Raw genomic sequence first — 16375 nt, 5'->3', positions numbered from 1 at the left:
CTAGAGCAGGCTACAAGCTTTATGAAGCGCTGCGATAAAGCGTTCAACATCTTGCTTGGTATTATACATGGCCAGTGACACACGTAATGTACCACTGACATTTAATGCGTCCATCATCGGGTGAGCACAATGGTGACCAGCACGTAATGCAATGCCTTGCTGATCAAGCAGGGTGGCAATATCTTGGTGGTGTACACCGTCAACAACAAAAGAAAACAGGCTAGCATGGGGCTGTAAGCCGATGATACGCAGATCCTCAATGTCGCGGATCCCATCTATCGCTTGAGCGCGCAATGCTAAAATGTGTTGCTCAGAAGCCGCACGGTCCAATGACTGTAGCCAATCTATTGCACAAGCAAAAGCCAAACTGCCGGCGACATTGGGTGTACCCGCTTCAAATTTGCCGGGTAACTCAGAGAAAGTTGTGCCTTCAAAGCTGACTTTTTCGACCATCTTACCGCCGCCGTGCCATGGTGGCATGGCTTCAAGCAGTTGCTGTTTGCCGTAAAGGACACCAATGCCAGCAGGAGCAAAAATTTTGTGTCCTGAGAAAACATAGAAATCGGCACCAAGCGCCTGAACATCGACGTGTTCATGCGCGACCGCTTGTGCCCCATCAATGACGGTTACAGCCCCAACCTTGTGCGCTGCTTGGATCATTTCTTCAATCGGGTTACGAGTACCGGTGACATTCGTAATATGGGCAATAGCGACAATTTTAGTTTGCTGGCCCAGACGTTCATGAAACGCGTCCATATCAAGGGTGCAATCTTGCTGCATTGGAATCTTTATGACTTTGGCGCCTGTTTGCTCCGCAACGATTTGCCAAGGCACGATATTGGCGTGGTGTTCTAGTTCACTGACGAGGATCTCATCCCCTGCTTTGAGGTTATTACGGGCATAAGTCTGTGCTATTAGGTTGAGTGCTTCAGTTGCCCCGCGTGTCCAGATGATTTCTTTGCTGCTGGCAGCATTAATGAAGCGTTGGACGGTTGAGCGTGCTTGTTCAAATTGCGCAGTCGCTGTTGCCGTTAAGGTATGGCTACCGCGGTGAACATTTGCATTGTGACCACTGTAATATTGTTGGATAGCCTTGATAACCACATCGGGCTTTTGCGTAGTCGCTGCGCTGTCGAGGTAAACCAGCGGTTGTCCATTACAGTCTTGAGCGAGAGCCGGAAACTGTTGTCGGAGGGAGGAAATATCAAATTGGGCTGTCATGGTGGTCACATTGCAAATAGACAAGGTGGGAGATCATGCGGTGAAATTCCCCCGAGGGCAAGCTTTTCTCCCGATATGCTTTCATTCTATACCAAGTGACTTATTGGTGAATATTTAGGGTGAAAATAGCCAGCTTTGTTGTGTTGAAGAGAATAGATGAGGCTACTGTTAATGGTACTGAGGCTGGGTGATAAGCTGCCTTTTTAGTTAGGCAAAAAAAAAGCACTGCGCCAAAGCGCAGTGCTAACTAAAAATTTGACAGACAGGTCAAAATACAGGAAGTAAAAAATTGGTAGAAAAACTACCTATCCGGCACAACCCGGACAATATGCAAACACAACATCGTAACGATGAGCAAGGCGAAAATGCCAGAGGGCGAATGCCAACCTCCCTCAACGTTACGGGGCAAATCATATGGTTTATGTAGCACTTGAACAATGGACAATTTATAATGTTTACCATAAAAAAAACTAATGCAGGAAAAGTATGTCAAGACGTCTACCTCCACTTAACTCGCTAAAAGTATTTGAAGCTGCCGCGAGGCACTTGAGTTTTACTCGTGCTGCGGAAGAGTTATTTGTCACACAAGCTGCTGTGAGCCACCAAATTAAAGCGTTAGAGGAATTTTTAGGGCTTAAATTATTCCGCCGTCGTAACCGTTCTTTGCTACTGACTGAAGAGGGGCAAAGTTACTTTCTCGATATAAAAGATATCTTTTCTGCAATATCAGATGCCACAGATAAAGTCTTAGAGCGAGGGGCTAAAGGTGCTTTAACCATTAGTTTACCTCCTAGTTTTGCTATCCAATGGCTAGTGCCTCGGTTGAGTGATTTTAATGAACAGCATCCTGATATTGACGTCCGAATAAAGGCTGTTGATTTAGATGAAGGTTCATTGACCGAAGATGTTGATGTGGCGATTTATTATGGCCGTGGTAATTGGCCGGGGTTACGTGCTGACAAGCTTTATCAGGAGTTCTTACTGCCGGTATGTTCCCCGATGTTACTGAGTGGGCCAAAGCCATTACGTTCTCTCGACGACTTAAAGCTACATACCTTGCTGCATGATACATCGAGGAAAGAGTGGAAAAATTACGTGCGCCATCATGAGATAGAAGGCACAAACGTCAATCAAGGGCCGATTTTTAGTCACTCAACCATGGTTCTACAGGCCGCTGTTCATGGGCAGGGTATTGCGCTGGGCAACAATGTGTTGGCTCAACCAGAGCTAGAAGCTGGGCGTTTAGTCTGTCCATTTGATGAAGTATTAATGAGCAAAAACGCATTTTTCCTTGTTTGTCAGGAAAAGCAGGCAGAAGCTGGCCGTATCCAAGCTTTCCGTGACTGGGTGTTAGCTAAAGCGGCGCGTGAGCAAGAGGATATGCCAGATGTCTGATTTTCCAGAGTATCTAATTGATGGTCCCAGCGGCGATGAGGCTATAGCGACTTTTTTGTTTGCTCATGGTGCGGGAGCAGGGATGGATCATGCTTTCATGACGACGGTCGCGCAAGGGCTTGCGCAAGAGGGAATTCGAGTTATTCGATTTGATTTTCCTTATATGATCAAGCGTCGGGAAGATGGTAAAAAACGTCCACCGGATAGACAACCTAAATTGCTATTGGATTTCCAGCGCCATATTCAGGCTTTTTCCCACGAGAAATTGGTTATTGGTGGAAAGTCGATGGGTGGACGTATGGCAAGCGTGATGGTGACTGATTTCGCGAATGAGTTTCCAGAGGTTGAAAACTGCGCCTCGGTGGTACGCGGCGTTGCATGTCTTGGTTTCCCATTTCATCCGCCAGGCAAACCAGAGAATTTTCGTGGCGAGCATTTGAAGACAATGCCTGTGCCAACCCTGATCTTGCAAGGCGAACGTGATACGTTTGGTACCCGAGCAGAAGTTGAAGCGTGGCAGTATGCCGATAGTGTCACGACGGCTTTTTTGCCTGATGGCGATCATGGCTTCAAGCCGCGTAAGGCATCGGGACATACCGAGGTTGGTAATATTCAATTAGCGATTCAACAGCTTGCTGCGTTTATCAAGGAGTGTGTCGGTGCACAATAATGGATCACGAGGGTTGTTAGTTTTTGCCGCATTGAGTGGCGCTGTGACGGTTATGCTCGGTGCCTTTGCGGCTCATGGGCTAAAATCGCAATTGCCACCTTACTTACTCGAGGTTTTTCAAACTGGCGTGCAATATCAGGCGTGGCATAGTTTGGCGATTTTCGGGTGCGCAATATTGGCACGCATTCTGCCGTCAAAAGCTGTATTATACGCAGCCCTGTTATTTGCGGCGGGTATTGTGCTCTTTAGTGGTAGCCTTTACGCGTTAGCCCTAACAGGCATTAAGTGGTTAGGTCCCATCACTCCGATGGGAGGCGTCTGTTTTATTATTGGCTGGGTAGTGCTTGCAGTGGCTGCCTGGCGTTCAGCTTGAGGGTTCAAAGTGAATCACGTTATATTGTACTGTCGTCCAGGCTTTGAAAAAGAATGTGCCGGTGAAGTTCAAGACAAAGCAAATAAACTGGAGTTGTATGGGTTCCCTCGGGTGAAAAGCAATACCGGTTATGTGGTATTTGAATTTTATCAGGCAGGTGATGCAGAAAAATTCATTAAACTACAGCCATTCTCTTTGCTAATCTTTGCTCGTCAGATGTTTGCGGCATCCGCACTTCTGACAGATTTACCGCAAGAAGATCGTATTTCACCGATCCTTGAGGTCGTTAAAGATTTTCCTCGTTGTGGCGAGTTACGTATCGAGACCCCTGATACAAATGATGCAAAAGAACTCTTGAAGTTCTGCCGTAAATTTACGGTGCCGCTTCGCCAAGCAATGCGTAAAAAAGATATTTTGTATGCGAAAGATAATGGATGGAAGCCTGTGCTTCACATTTGTTTTATCGCACCAGGCTGTTGTTATGTAGGTTATTCGTTGTCGAACAATAACTCCCAGTTCTTCATGGGCATCCCACGCTTGAAATTCCCATCGGATGCGCCAAGTCGCTCAACGCTAAAATTAGAAGAAGCGTTCCATGTCTTTATTCCTCGTGATGAGTGGGATGAGCGCCTTGCTTCGGGTATGTGGGGTGTTGATTTAGGTGCGTGCCCGGGGGGGTGGACCTATCAGCTGGTGAAGCGTTCGATGTTTGTGCATTCGATTGATAACGGCCAGATGGCACAGAGCCTGATGGATACTGGTCAGGTGAAGCACCATGAAGTTGATGGTTTTAAATTTGAGCCAGCACGTAAGAATGTGACATGGATTGTGTGTGACATGATTGAAAAACCAGCTCGCGTGGCGCACTTAATGGGCGACTGGATGATCAAAGCGTGGGCAAAAGAGGCGATATTCAACCTCAAGCTGCCAATGAAAGGTCGTTATGATGAAGTACTGCAGGATATTGAAAACCTGAAAGAGTACATGACGAAGAATGGTGTGAAGTTCAAACTTCAGGCTAAGCACCTGTACCATGACCGTGAAGAAATCACGGTACATATCCAGCGCTTGGATAACCGTTCGGCGCACTAATCGAAGTGTGTAGTGAATAGTGAAAACGCCATCGAATGATGGCGTTTTTTGTTTTTGCTGCTGCCTAAATTGAGTTATCTAATTAATCGGCGCTCTGGTAGCGAATATCTTGTAAGTTAAAGCCGAGCTGTAAGTCGGTTTTTAATGAGGCAACTTGCTTACTGGCGATAGCCAGATCTTTATTTTCTGAAATCTTCTTTTGCCACTTTTTAGGCAAGTCATCGGCATCAAGGATCGCTTCAAGGTTAGGGTAGGTCGATAACAGTTCAACGGCGGCTTTTGGGCCGATACCCGGAATGCCCGGAATTTTACTTGAGCTTATTCCAGCTAACCCCCAGTAATCGGCGAGCTGTTCCGGTTTTACACCAAACTCTTTTTCGATAAATGGGCTATCTAGCCAGCGTTGCTGGAAGTAGTCGCGGATCATCAAGGTAGGTTGTAATAGCTGGCAATAGCCTTTATCGGTGGAAATAATCGTTGCTTGCTGGCCATGAGAGGCAACCTTAAGCGCAAGTGTTGCGACTAAATCATCGGCTTCATCACCATCCGATAAAAGCGAGTCGATCCCCATTTCCATGAAGGCATCTTGAATTTTATCCATACCGGCAAGCAATTCTTCAGGCATGGGTTTACGCCCTTCTTTATAGTGAGGTAATAGCTCTGCTCGCCAACCTCTATCGTCACCGTGATGGTCGAATACCGCGACGATGTGTGTCGGCTGACTGCTTTTAATGATTTTCCCTAACGCTTGGCAGCAGACTCTAGCTGTATTTTGTACATCGGGCTCCCCTTGTGGGGCTGCGTGTACTCGGCGAATGAGATTTAGGGCATCAATAATAACGAGATGGATAGACGACATGGCGTAAACCGCTTTGCTGTAAGAATAAAAAGGGCCAAAGGCCCTTTATTCTACGCGTAGTTATGGCGAAGTGTAACCACTGGTGTCGATATTCCCTGTAATGCTATTTAGCAATAGGGCTCGCGGCAGTGACAATTTCGTAGCAGGGTTCGTATTTCGATCCGGGAAGCTTCATTCTTTGTTGTTCAACAAATTGTTTTAGCAGCTTATCCATACGTTTCATCAGTACGGCATCGCCATTGATCTTGAATCGTCCTTTGCGTTCGATTTCTCGGATGCCTTCTTCTTTGACATTACCAGCAACAATCCCCGAAAAGGCGCGGCGAAGATGGGCGGCGAGGTGCTCTGGGCGTTGATTCATATGCAAGTCAAGGCTAGCCATTGATTCATGGGTTGGCTCGAAGGGAAGCTGGAATTCCGGTGGGATTTTTAACGACCAGTTATAGCTGTAGGCATCACCCGTTGCGAGCCTATATTCCTTGATGAGCGGCATAGCTGATTTCATGACGCGAGCAACACTGGCTGGATCGTCGATGATAATTTTATAGTGCTTGGTGGCCGCTTCACCCAGGGTATCTCGGATAAAGCTGTCTAAAGTGCGGAAATAGTCCTCACTTTCTTTCGGGCCCGTCAGCACCAGAGGGAGTGGTTGGGCGGCATTTTCTGGGTCCATCAAGATCCCCAGAATATACAGTAGCTCTTCAGCAGTACCTGCTCCGCCAGGGAAGATAACAATACCGTGACCGACGCGCACAAAGGCTTCTAGGCGCTTTTCAATGTCAGGCATGATCACCAGTTCGTTAACGATAGGGTTAGGCGGCTCAGCGGCAATGATCGACGGCTCAGTCAGGCCGACAAAACGACTGGTCTGGTAACGTTGCTTGGCATGGCCGATGGCGGCACCTTTCATTGGCCCCTCCATCGCACCAGGGCCACAGCCTGTGCAGATATTGAGTTCACGTAGGCCAAGTTCATGGCCAACCTCGCGGGTGTACTGATACTCGATGGGATTGATTGAGTGACCTCCCCAGCATACGACAAGGTTTGGGTCTTCGCCCGAGCGAACTGTTTTTGCATTGCGCAATACGCTGAAAACGAAATTGGTAATATGCGGTGCACTGGTGAGGTTGATGTCTTTACGTTGTTCGACATGCATGTTGACGTACACGATATCGCGCAGCACCGAGAACATATGTTCTTGAATACCACGAATAATACGCCCATCAACAAAAGCATGATCGGGTGGGTTCATGAGTTCTAATTTTATGCCACGCTCTCTACGCATGACGTTCACATCAAAGCTTTTATTTTTCTCCAATAGCTCTTTGGAGTTATCGCTATGGCTACCTGAATTAAGTACCGCGAGTGAGCAGTTGCGGTATAGGCGATAAATATCACTGGAGGCCGTTGCTTTAAGTAAGTCAACCTCGTGCTGAGAGAGTAGGTCCATTGTACCTACAGGGCTGATATGTGTGATCATGGTTACCTCCCTGGTCATGATAAGGCGGCGGTAGTCACGAGTTTATTCATTGTAGATAGAAAGGGTGAATACTGCCGAAAGAAAGCAGAAGGTATATTCAGTTCCTTCTTGCTGGCTAAAATCGATAATAGCTGCGTTAGAAATGCTATAGGTAGAATCACTAACCACCACAACGTCTGTCTTGTACTTACCGATTTATCCTGTGCAATCTATGATCATTTACTTATCCAGTTTGGTATTAATCCAAAGTACTGGATGAGGAGCCTCATTAAGTAACTGATATAATTACACCATACACAGGGATTTTGTTTTTTGCCAGAAATCGAGCTGGATTACGCGGGGTCGGCGATTAGGATATCCATAATAAACGGTTATTCCCGGTACTACGGGCCGTGTTTAAGGTTTTCGTGGTACGTTCGATGATATCGGAAGGGGTATCGTTGCCTTCAAATAAAGTTGCTCCTATCGAGACGCTGATCGAGATATTTTGCTCTTTAAATCGGAAAGGCAGTTTCGTGATGGAATCTTGTACTTTTTTCAGTCGTTTAATTCGTTCTTGTTCATTAACGTCCGGCAAAATAACCACGAATTCATCGTCAGAAAAACGGGCGATAAAATCGGTATCTTCAAGTTGCTGGCGAATAGTCTTAGCAATGATCCTGAGTATTTTATCACCTGCTAAGTAGCCGAAGCGTTCATTGATGCCAGAGAAATCATCAATATCAATCATAACGACACAGACAGAGTGCTGGTAGCGAAGCCAGCGGCGATACTCATGTTCAAGGCGATCGTTGAGCGCGGCATGATTATAAACCCTTGTGAGGTTATCTAAGAACATCCGGGATTCTTGATCGTTAAGGCGTTGGCGGTAATCTTGCGTTTGTTCGAACAGTGAATGGATCTTACCTTCATTGTAATGCAGCTGTTCTAGCAGTGTTTTTTCCCGTTTTTCTAATGCCCTGTTCCGCTCTGTGAGTACTAATAATTCTTTGGTGAGGTTTGTGAGCTCTGGGCGCCAGTTCTCTAGGTTACTATTGTTCTTTAAGCCGCCCCGAATGGAACTCGCAATCCCAGCGAGCTCATTGGTCATGTCGCAACGGTGCTCGTATATGGCGCTACTTTGTCCGGTACTTTGACTGGTGGTTTTTTGTAGCGTCGCGAGATCGCTGTTGACATCATCAAGGAATCGTTGCGATGAACGACGTTCTTGATGAGTACCATCCAGAACTAAGCGAAGTACTTCCAACGCCAGTTCAATAAGGGTTGATGGTGTAACACCGATCAGCAAGCGGTTACGTACTGCGAGTAATTTATCGCCAGCTTCACCGTCAAAATCGAGCTCTGTGATCAAGTGCTGTAGTTCACCCGTTAATTGCAGCTGGAGATCATTATCGACACTACTTGAGTGGTGATTTAACTCGTGGGTTGGTAATGCAATCAACTTAAGGGAGCGCTCATACAACGCCATGAGTTTTATGGCTTGTTGGTGGGTTGAGGCTAACGTGCTTGTTGGTTGGGTGAGGAGATTATGTAAATCACGCTTCAGTTGTGGTGGCAGCCCCTGAAGGCGTCGCAGTACTTCACCACTTTGTTGGATTTGTTGGCTAAGGTGTTGATTTTCTGTTTGTGCAAAATCAGCTAGGCGTGTGACGAGGCGTTCAACCACAGCAAGTCGAGGGATGAGTTTGCTGATATCTTTATGTTGCTCTAAATCGTTTCGCAGTGCTGACAACTTATCATCCAGCTCACCATCAAGTCCACGACAAGCAATCGATAGGCGACTGATTAGACGTTTCAGGATCACTATCTCACGACGCGATTTCAGTGAAGCATCACGGTAAGAAAGTTGAGCTTGGTCTAATCGCAACTTCACTTTACTCAATTCGGAAGCTACGGCAGTTATGTCTGTCACGTCGGTGAAAAGTTACCTTAATTTTTCGGTGCTGGTGTACGTTAATTTTGATAATAGGGAATTTATGCTAGCAGAATCAGTAGCATCATTTATTGTTATCGGCACTGGGTGGTGATAATTGAATCACTTCAACTGATATTTTTATCAGAATCGTGATCGCTATTCCAAGCTATCTCTGCTGATGTTGAACTTTGTACTTTAACTAACCCATTGCTAATGCCCTGAATACAGGCCCTACGGATATTATCGCTGGCGAAACTTGCCGCTGGTGCCGCGTCAATCGCACTGAGGTGAACCCATTGACTCCCCGCTTCCTGCTTGCTGATCTCTCGCGCAGCATTGGTCGCCATTAGCAAAATATCCAATAACTCATGGTCGTTAATTGCGGTATATGCCCTTGGCAAAAATGGGTATTCAGCCATGCCGATACGTACCCGATTATCAATATATTTGTGCTCTACAAAGCTGTCGATAAGCTGCTGCAGTGAACTTGCCAGCTGCTCGGGGGCGGTATCTAAGCGTGAATTTGGTTCTATATATAAGAACATAGCATCTGAAAAGTGGTATAAGCGTGCTGGACCACAGACTTGATTTTTAAGGTACTCGCCAAACTGACGTTCAATATCAAGCCCTTGCTGATAGCCGTGTTTTAAATAGATATGTTTAAGAAAGGGCACTTCAAATAGAGCAAAGCGAAGTCTATCGCTCAATGGTTCATTGATTATTTCACCTAAGTGCCATTGCTCAAAGTGTGCACTGCTCTGCTGTAAGGAATTCGGGAGTTTGGCTGTAAGCATTCTCAAGTTACGCAACCCACTGCGAGGGTGAGTATAGAACTCTGAACGTAAACGAAGCAGCCGGTCTTGAAGCCGATTGGCGACTTTGTGACGGCGCAGTAAAGCAATAAGCGTTATCAGCAAAAAACAAATTAAAAAGATAGTGACGTTTTTCTGTTTATAGAGCGCTTTTTCATTTTCAAATTGTTGGCGCTCCATCTCTTCTAATTGAAGTGAACGCTCAAGCATACGTTGTTGCTGCTTGAAGACTTCAACATTACTTTTTACCTGTGCTTGCTGCTGGGTGCTAAAAAGTTGTTCGTAACGGCGCTGGCTAAGCAAGGCGTTATAGTAATCAGTTTGTTCTTCAAAGGCTTTTGATAGCTCCATTTCGCCTTGAAGTTGCAGCTTAAGGTTGCCTGTTCGACTCGCCGCAATTAAGCCAGCTTGTAAGGTTGTAATCGCCAGCTCTGTTCGCCCTTCAACACGTTCGAGTTGCCCAGCTAAAATTTGGGCTTCCGTCTGAATATCTTCATTGGCAGTTTGGCTCGCTAATAAACGTGCCTGCTGCAGGTATTGCTCAGCTTTAGGGTAGTTATAGAGCTGAAGGTAAACACGTGCGATATTTAATCGTAACCGTGCCGAGCGAATATTGAGACGCAGCTGGTTCTCTTGGTCGAGAGCATTGAAGTAATGCACAAGTGCTAAATTGAACCGGCCCTGCTGCTCGTAAATTGATGCGATGAGTTCCAGTGTTTTAGCTAAAGGTTGAGCACGGTCGTAATGTTCAAAGAACTCACCTGCTTGGGTTGCATGCTCAAGCGCTTTGTCGAAAACCTTACGCTCTTCAAATAACATTGCCAGTTTGAAGTTTGCAATGGCAGTTTGCGCTTGGTTTTCTTGCTCAACGGCGAGCCAATAGCCACTAAGCAGACGGTCTAATGCAAGATCAAAGTGGTCATGTGATAAATAATGCTGGCCGATGGCTAACTGATAATTGATGAGCTCATTGTTATCATCTAATGTCACTAACAGGCGCTTGGCTTTAACAAAAAGCTTCTCAGAATCACTTTCATTATTAAGGTTAGACTCAATCTTTGCGCGTTGCATGAGTGAACGATATTGCAGACGTTTGATTTGATTGCTGAGCTTGAGAGCTTCTGATTTCTCAATATCTTTATCAACCTGATTTAGCATTGTGAGTGCTCGGACATTATTGTTGAGGTTGTCCCAATAGATCTCGGCATGGATCAGGCGGCTTTCGAGGTAGGTAAATGAGAGGTCATTTTCAAGAGCTAACTTTTCGGCGTTTTCTATGCTCGCGAGGGCTTCATCTGGTTGATTCAATAATGAATAGGCTTTTGCATTGATTTGTAAAGCATTAACGGTACTTAATGGGGTGCGGATGGTGTGATCGGCATCTTCATTTATATGTACCCTAGCGCCGTCTTTGGGGGTACTTAAGTTCCGTTGAGAAAGATAGCGTTGGGTTATCTTTAGAGACTGGGTTGGGCTGGTTAACAGAAGTTCATTGGCTTCTGCCAAAATTGGAGTGGTATAAATTTTGGCTTGGACGCTAAAAGAAGCAACCAGGATGAATAGCAAGCTGAACAGCCAACGGCTAAAAGACATACATTTCTAAAACCCAATAAAACAGTATTACCAATATTAATGGGTTAGCAAATCAAGTCCAGCAAAGTATTCTCTTTTGCTGGACTTACCTGCCTAATTTAACGTTATTGACGGGCTAAACGGAAGTTATCACTTGGCGTTTTCCCCATATTGGTACGATAAGGGTTAATATCGAGGCCACCACGGCGAGTATAGCGAGCATAAACAGTTAGAAGTTCTGGCTTACAGTACTGCATGATATCGGTAAAAATACGCTCCACACACTGTTCATGGAACTCGTTATGATTGCGGAAAGAGACCAAGTAACGTAGTAGTTTTTCACGGTCAATTTTCTTGCCTGTATAAGAAATACGTACGCTTCCCCAGTCAGGCTGGTTGGTGATCAGGCAGTTCGATTTCAGCAGATGGCTGTGTAGGATCTCGGTTACAGTCTCTTCAGAGGCTGCCCCTTCAAGATATGATGCATCAAACTCATAGTCAGTGATTTCGATATCTTGATCGTCAATACACTCACCGAAGAAGTTAGCGATCGGCTGATCATCGAAGTCAGACAGAGGTTGAATAGTGACATCAACATCTTCACCTGCGCATTGTGTTAAGTCTTTTTGCAGAATATCTGCAATTTCTTGCCAGCTCGCAAACTTAGTTTGGTTGAAGCTGTTTAGGTATAGTTTGAAAGACTTCGATTCAATTAAGTTGGGGCTCGTTGCCGATAGGCGGACTTCACCAATGGCAACTTGCGGTAGGCCTTTGCTGTTTAGCCAGGAAAGCTCATAGAGTGTCCAGATGTCATAGCCAGTAAATGGCAATGCGTCGCCCAATGCTAGCTCGTCTCTGTTCAGGCTACGAGGCACTGACTGAAGGAGAGAGGCATCGTATTGATCTTTGTATTCCGTACCCTGACCTAAGGTCAAACCGGCTAATTCTTTCGCGTCTTGATATTTGCTCATACTGTCTTGGACACTCTTGGATTAGAATAGGCAAAGTTTACTTAATCTTTTGTGAGGTTGCGAATGAATCATCCGGTTGCAATGGCTTTATCTGAATTTTCTTCCCTTTTTTTGCAAGCATGGTGTGATAAAGGTCAAGGTTTTCCACGTAGTGACGATTTGGTTGGCTTAGTTTCCCCCTGTGTAAAAGCCGATGATGGCTATGAAGTAACCTGGAGCCCTGTTTCAAGAAACCCTATGGGGGATTTAGCCGGGGTTGAAAAAGGCATCGAGTTGCGTCTTCATGAAGATATTACTGCCTTCTATGGAGCACAATATAGCGGCGATATGAGTGCTGTCTTTGAAGAGGCTGGACGTGTTCTTGAGTTTGATTTACTTCAGTCATTTAGCGATGACGACATGCAGCGTTTACAGGAAAATATTCTAGGCCACTTAGTCACTCAGCGGCGTTTGAAACTAAAACCCACGGTGTTTATTGGTGTAATGGCATCAGAAAGCCAAGTTATATCTGTCTGTAACTTAACGGGGCAGGTTGTACTTGAAACACTCGGCAAAGATATTCGCGAGCTTTTGGCGACGGATCTAACCACCTTTTTGCAAGCGCTGAAACCTGTAGTAAAGGCAAGCTGATCTATGTATATCACTGAACTTGATTTTGAGGTTTATTGCGATACTTCGCTCGGTGCCGTCGAAAAAGCCATTAACTACTGTTTGGATTGCTTACGTTACAATGGGCAAGTTATCGGCCGTGAATTGCCTATCGCGATGGATGGTGGGAACTTTGTGGCGAGGGTTGTTTGCCCAGAGCCGAATAGTCTTCATCCTGATTTTCATAGCCCACAAGTTAAACATTCGTTTGATCAACTCAGCCAATCAGGCCTATTACGACCAAAAGTAAAAGTTATCGGTCAGGATATGAATTCCGATCCGAGTGACGCCTGTAAAACACCTAGTTGGCAAATCTTATATACAAGTCATTTGCATACTTGCTCGCCAATTCGTTGTGGCGATCATTTTGAACCTGTTCCGCTGTATCGCTTGCCTCCAGTGGTAGATGGTGATCAGAAGCCATTGATCAAATGGCAAGAGGACTGGAGCGCTTGCGACCAACTGCAAATGAACCAGTCTGTTGTTGAGCATCCGACGTTACTTGAAATCAGTTCGAGTAAAAGCTTGTTGTTTCGTCGAGGTTGGGATCTCTGTCGTCAAATCACGACAGTGAGTGGGGTGCCGACTTACTTGTATATCTACCGAGTAGGTGGTGAAAGCAAAGAGTCTGAACAAGCCCGTGTTTGCCCTGTATGTGGCGGGGACTGGGCTTTGAAAGCGCCATTACACGAGGTCTTTGATTTTAAATGCGATGAATGCCTTCTGGTGAGTAATTTATCGTGGGATTTTAAAGATTAACAATAAAGCCATTATAAAGACGAACGGGTAATGGCTTATATCATCAATGAGCTTGAGTGAGCTGTTGCTCTATGTAGCACTCACTCGCCATTACTACTTTTCAAGCTGTACTAGTCTTGCAGTCAGTTCAGTAACTTGCTTTTCAAGTATCGTAATTCTTTCCTCTAGCGTTTCTTTTGGTTCACACTTTTCAATTTTGGGCACTTTCGCGTTTTTTTTCCATGCTTGCAGCGCTTTGATGATGAGAGGCATCGGAAGGGGATCGGTTAAGCGTGCTTTAATTAATGCGACAGAAGGCTCTTTGCCTTCTTGGGTTAGTGAGCTGATTGCCTGCTCTAAGGCCTGGGTTATTTCTGACGACATCGAACTTCCTTCATCGGTGCAACATGATGGCTTATTGTCGCTGACTTATTTACGAAGTAAAGCGTCAAGTTGGTCGATAACCTCACACCAATCTGCATCTTGCTCTTGAGATTCTTTTAGAAATCGCTTTTGAGAGGGGTGCCAAAAACTGGCATCAGAGAGTTGTTCATTTTGGGTAAGGTGATGTTCAGCAAGAAAACTTTCAATAAACTCCTTGGAATTATTGAGTCCGAGTTGGCTAAATAAACTGGTTAAGTTGTGGTTAAAAGTTTCCATTATTCACTCCATTGTCAAAGAGAACTGACCTAAGTATAGAGTCTATTTATATTCCTAACGAGAGGGGAGAGTGTTAGTGATCCGGTGATCTCTAGTTACTGTGTGCGAGATCTCTTACAAATGTGTGGGATATAAAGGTTGTTGAATAGCTGTACATCTACTGGTTTTAACTTAAATTACTGATTGTATTGGGTTTAAGTCTAGTCCGAATTGTTGGTGAGTAATTTGATGCTTGAGGTATTCTCTTAATAGGGTTCATATCGTAAGAAAAAAGCGTAATCTTATTGGTGTCGGAAGGAACTGACGGAACGGAACAGGAAAAAGCCACGGAGTGGTAGTCTTAGGATGAGACCGGTGTACTAGGATGGTATATCGAACATGGACTGTGAAGGGATAGCCTAGGATAGGCAAAACAGTAAGCAGGATGTTTACTGGTCAGGATGACAAAAGGACCACTTCAGGACGAAGTTAGGGACACCTCCAGGATGGATGATGAGAATCAGGACAGGATGTGCTGATGGGTCAGGAAGGCCAAAGGACAACTTCAGGATGAAGTCAAAAGGACAATGCTGACGGATTACAGCAGTCAACGGAATGATGCAGGGAGCACCATAGTAGCGGGATTGCTGCACGTAAGACCTAAGGGCGCAACGCAAGTTGCGCCCGCTCTTTTTTGAGCAAAAGCATTTTGATTTACCTTTCCTCGTCCCCATGATTCAAACCCCCAACGTATTACTTCAAACGTTCTCTTGTTTTTATTCGTACAAATTTTCACACCATATTTACCTCCTTCTACTTGAATGTATTGTCATTACGCCTAGTTAGTTACCTCTTTTATAGGATGGTTTTCAGTCTTTATCTCGGCTGCTTGTGAGAGATCTCTTACAAAAACGTGGGATAAATCAGGTTTTGTTATCATAAAAAATGGCATGAAAAACTTTATCTTATTGATTTTAAAATACTTACCTTGAATCTGACTAAGTGGCTATTTTATGACAATAGCTAAAATAGCTTTGAGTGGGTTTATTCTTTTAGCCAAAAGCGTAATCTTATTGGTGTCGGAAGGAACTGACGGAACGGAACAGGAAAAAGCCACGGAGTGGTAGTCTTAGGATGAGACCGGTGTACTAGGATGGTATATCGAACATGGACTGTGAAGGGATAGCCTAGGATAGGCAAAAACAGTAAGCAGGATGTTTACTGGTCAGGATGACAAAAGGACCACTTCAGGACGAAGTTAGGGACACCTCCAGGACGGATGATGAGAATCAGGACAGGATGTGCTGATGGGTCAGGAAGGCCAAAGGACAACTTCAGGATGAAGTCAAAAGGACAATGCTGACGGATTACAGCAGTCAACGGAATGATGCAGGGAGCACCATAGTAGCGGGATTGCTGCACGTAAGACCTAAGGGCGCAACGCAAGTTGCGCCCGCTCTTTTTTCGGCCTCACTTGTTTCTGCTTCAACTACCCAGTTCGTCCCCCTTATCTCCAACGCGTTATTCCAGAACCACTCAAACTTACACACTAGTCATACCTCGTTGTATTTGAATTTATTTCGACCTTTACCTTACGCCTACCTACTTACTCGCTTACCGCATAGTTTCAGCTTTAATCGCTCTTGCTTGTGAGAGATCTCTTACAACAGCGTGGGATAAATCAGGCTCTACGATCAGATAAAACCACTCGTTATGATTTAAGTTGTTGATTTTTATTGTCTTGTCGTAATATTGATTAAGTGGCTATTTTATTACAGCGGATAAAGTTGCTTTGAGTGGGTTCATTCTTTTAGTCAAAAGCGTAATCTTATTGGTGTCGGAAGGAACTGACGGAACGGAACAGGAAAAAGCCACGGAGTGGTAGTCTTAGGATGAGACCGGTGTACTAGGATGGTATATCGAACATGGACTGTGAAGGGATAGCCTAGGATAGGCAAAACAGTAAGCAGGATGTTTACTGGTCAGGATG

The 16375-nt window shown here is 45.1% G+C and carries 14 protein-coding genes; 6 read left to right on the top strand and 8 right to left on the bottom strand.

The features are described from left to right. Entirely contained in the window at positions 1-1221 is a 1221-nt protein-coding gene (locus tag L4D78_RS25215; protein ID WP_428469482.1) for an aminotransferase class V-fold PLP-dependent enzyme, read from the bottom strand. A 486-nt stretch (positions 1222-1707) separates the two neighbouring features. Between L4D78_RS25215 and L4D78_RS25210 the strand changes: the two genes are divergently transcribed. From L4D78_RS25210 to rlmM, 4 genes are read left to right on the top strand one after another with little or no spacing between them, the layout of a single operon-like run. Further along, complete coding sequence (locus L4D78_RS25210) at positions 1708-2616, top strand: transcriptional regulator GcvA (protein ID WP_428459975.1); 909 nt, start codon at positions 1708-1710, stop codon at positions 2614-2616. Further along, positions 2609-3286, top strand: a complete 678-nt coding sequence (locus tag L4D78_RS25205; RefSeq protein ID WP_428469481.1) for an alpha/beta family hydrolase — start codon at positions 2609-2611, stop codon at positions 3284-3286. The genes L4D78_RS25210 and L4D78_RS25205 overlap by 8 nt, the downstream gene beginning before the upstream one ends. A 52-nt stretch (positions 3287-3338) precedes the next feature. Further along, positions 3339-3659, top strand: coding sequence for a DUF423 domain-containing protein (locus tag L4D78_RS25200; protein ID WP_428469496.1), 321 nt, complete (start codon positions 3339-3341; stop codon positions 3657-3659). Positions 3660-3668: 9 nt separating this feature from the next. Beyond that, entirely contained in the window at positions 3669-4751 is a 1083-nt protein-coding gene (gene rlmM / locus L4D78_RS25195) for a 23S rRNA (cytidine(2498)-2'-O)-methyltransferase RlmM (RefSeq protein WP_428469480.1), read from the top strand. Positions 4752-4833: 82 nt separating this feature from the next. On the opposite strand, the gene xni is transcribed toward rlmM, so the two are convergent. The 5 genes from xni to queF form a co-directional block, all read right to left on the bottom strand. After that, positions 4834-5610, bottom strand: a complete 777-nt coding sequence (xni, locus tag L4D78_RS25190; protein WP_428469479.1) for a flap endonuclease Xni — start codon at positions 5608-5610, stop codon at positions 4834-4836. A 103-nt stretch (positions 5611-5713) separates the two neighbouring features. Then, positions 5714-7090: a nucleotide 5'-monophosphate nucleosidase PpnN gene (gene ppnN, locus L4D78_RS25185; protein WP_428469478.1), complete on the bottom strand. Its 1377-nt coding sequence runs from the start codon at positions 7088-7090 to the stop codon at positions 5714-5716. Between the two features lie 349 nt (positions 7091-7439). Continuing rightward, the gene (locus L4D78_RS25180) at positions 7440-9002 is read right to left on the bottom strand and encodes a GGDEF domain-containing protein (RefSeq protein ID WP_428469477.1); all 1563 of its coding nucleotides are present in this window, start codon (positions 9000-9002) and stop codon (positions 7440-7442) included. Between the two features lie 128 nt (positions 9003-9130). Continuing rightward, complete coding sequence (locus tag L4D78_RS25175) at positions 9131-11410, bottom strand: tetratricopeptide repeat protein (RefSeq protein WP_428469476.1); 2280 nt, start codon at positions 11408-11410, stop codon at positions 9131-9133. A gap of 104 nt (positions 11411-11514) precedes the next feature. Next, positions 11515-12360, bottom strand: coding sequence for an NADPH-dependent 7-cyano-7-deazaguanine reductase QueF (queF, locus tag L4D78_RS25170; protein ID WP_428469475.1), 846 nt, complete (start codon positions 12358-12360; stop codon positions 11515-11517). Between the two features lie 63 nt (positions 12361-12423). Here queF and syd point away from each other — a divergent pair, with 63 nt between their 5' ends. Both syd and L4D78_RS25160 read left to right on the top strand, forming a co-directional pair. Beyond that, positions 12424-12990: a SecY-interacting protein gene (gene syd / locus L4D78_RS25165; protein WP_428469474.1), complete on the top strand. Its 567-nt coding sequence runs from the start codon at positions 12424-12426 to the stop codon at positions 12988-12990. Between the two features lie 3 nt (positions 12991-12993). After that, complete coding sequence (locus L4D78_RS25160) at positions 12994-13767, top strand: Zn-ribbon-containing protein (RefSeq protein WP_428469473.1); 774 nt, start codon at positions 12994-12996, stop codon at positions 13765-13767. 93 nt (positions 13768-13860) lie between these two features. Here the strand turns inward: L4D78_RS25160 and L4D78_RS25155 are convergent, their stop codons facing one another. Together L4D78_RS25155 and L4D78_RS25150 are read right to left on the bottom strand one after the other, a co-directional pair. Continuing rightward, positions 13861-14130: a hypothetical protein gene (locus L4D78_RS25155; protein ID WP_428469472.1), complete on the bottom strand. Its 270-nt coding sequence runs from the start codon at positions 14128-14130 to the stop codon at positions 13861-13863. Positions 14131-14175: 45 nt separating this feature from the next. Then, positions 14176-14406: a DUF2789 domain-containing protein gene (locus L4D78_RS25150; RefSeq protein WP_428469471.1), complete on the bottom strand. Its 231-nt coding sequence runs from the start codon at positions 14404-14406 to the stop codon at positions 14176-14178. Positions 14407-16375: the final 1969 nt, after the last annotated feature.

It is taken from the genome of Photobacterium minamisatsumaniensis (genome assembly GCF_050336695.1).
GTDB lineage: Bacteria > Pseudomonadota > Gammaproteobacteria > Enterobacterales > Vibrionaceae > Photobacterium > Photobacterium minamisatsumaniensis.
This window is presented reverse-complemented; position numbering and strand designations above follow the sequence as displayed.

Coding starts and splice junctions, on each gene's coding strand:
- L4D78_RS25215 (WP_428469482.1), bottom strand. CDS start 1,221: ATGACAGCCCAATTTGATATTTCCTCCCTCCGACAACAGTTTCCGGCT.
- L4D78_RS25210 (WP_428459975.1), top strand. CDS start 1,708: ATGTCAAGACGTCTACCTCCACTTAACTCGCTAAAAGTATTTGAAGCT.
- L4D78_RS25205 (WP_428469481.1), top strand. CDS start 2,609: ATGTCTGATTTTCCAGAGTATCTAATTGATGGTCCCAGCGGCGATGAG.
- L4D78_RS25200 (WP_428469496.1), top strand. CDS start 3,339: ATGCTCGGTGCCTTTGCGGCTCATGGGCTAAAATCGCAATTGCCACCT.
- xni (WP_428469479.1), bottom strand. CDS start 5,610: ATGTCGTCTATCCATCTCGTTATTATTGATGCCCTAAATCTCATTCGC.
- ppnN (WP_428469478.1), bottom strand. CDS start 7,090: ATGATCACACATATCAGCCCTGTAGGTACAATGGACCTACTCTCTCAG.
- L4D78_RS25175 (WP_428469476.1), bottom strand. CDS start 11,410: ATGTCTTTTAGCCGTTGGCTGTTCAGCTTGCTATTCATCCTGGTTGCT.
- queF (WP_428469475.1), bottom strand. CDS start 12,360: ATGAGCAAATATCAAGACGCGAAAGAATTAGCCGGTTTGACCTTAGGT.
- syd (WP_428469474.1), top strand. CDS start 12,424: ATGAATCATCCGGTTGCAATGGCTTTATCTGAATTTTCTTCCCTTTTT.
- L4D78_RS25160 (WP_428469473.1), top strand. CDS start 12,994: ATGTATATCACTGAACTTGATTTTGAGGTTTATTGCGATACTTCGCTC.
- L4D78_RS25155 (WP_428469472.1), bottom strand. CDS start 14,130: ATGTCGTCAGAAATAACCCAGGCCTTAGAGCAGGCAATCAGCTCACTA.
- L4D78_RS25150 (WP_428469471.1), bottom strand. CDS start 14,406: ATGGAAACTTTTAACCACAACTTAACCAGTTTATTTAGCCAACTCGGA.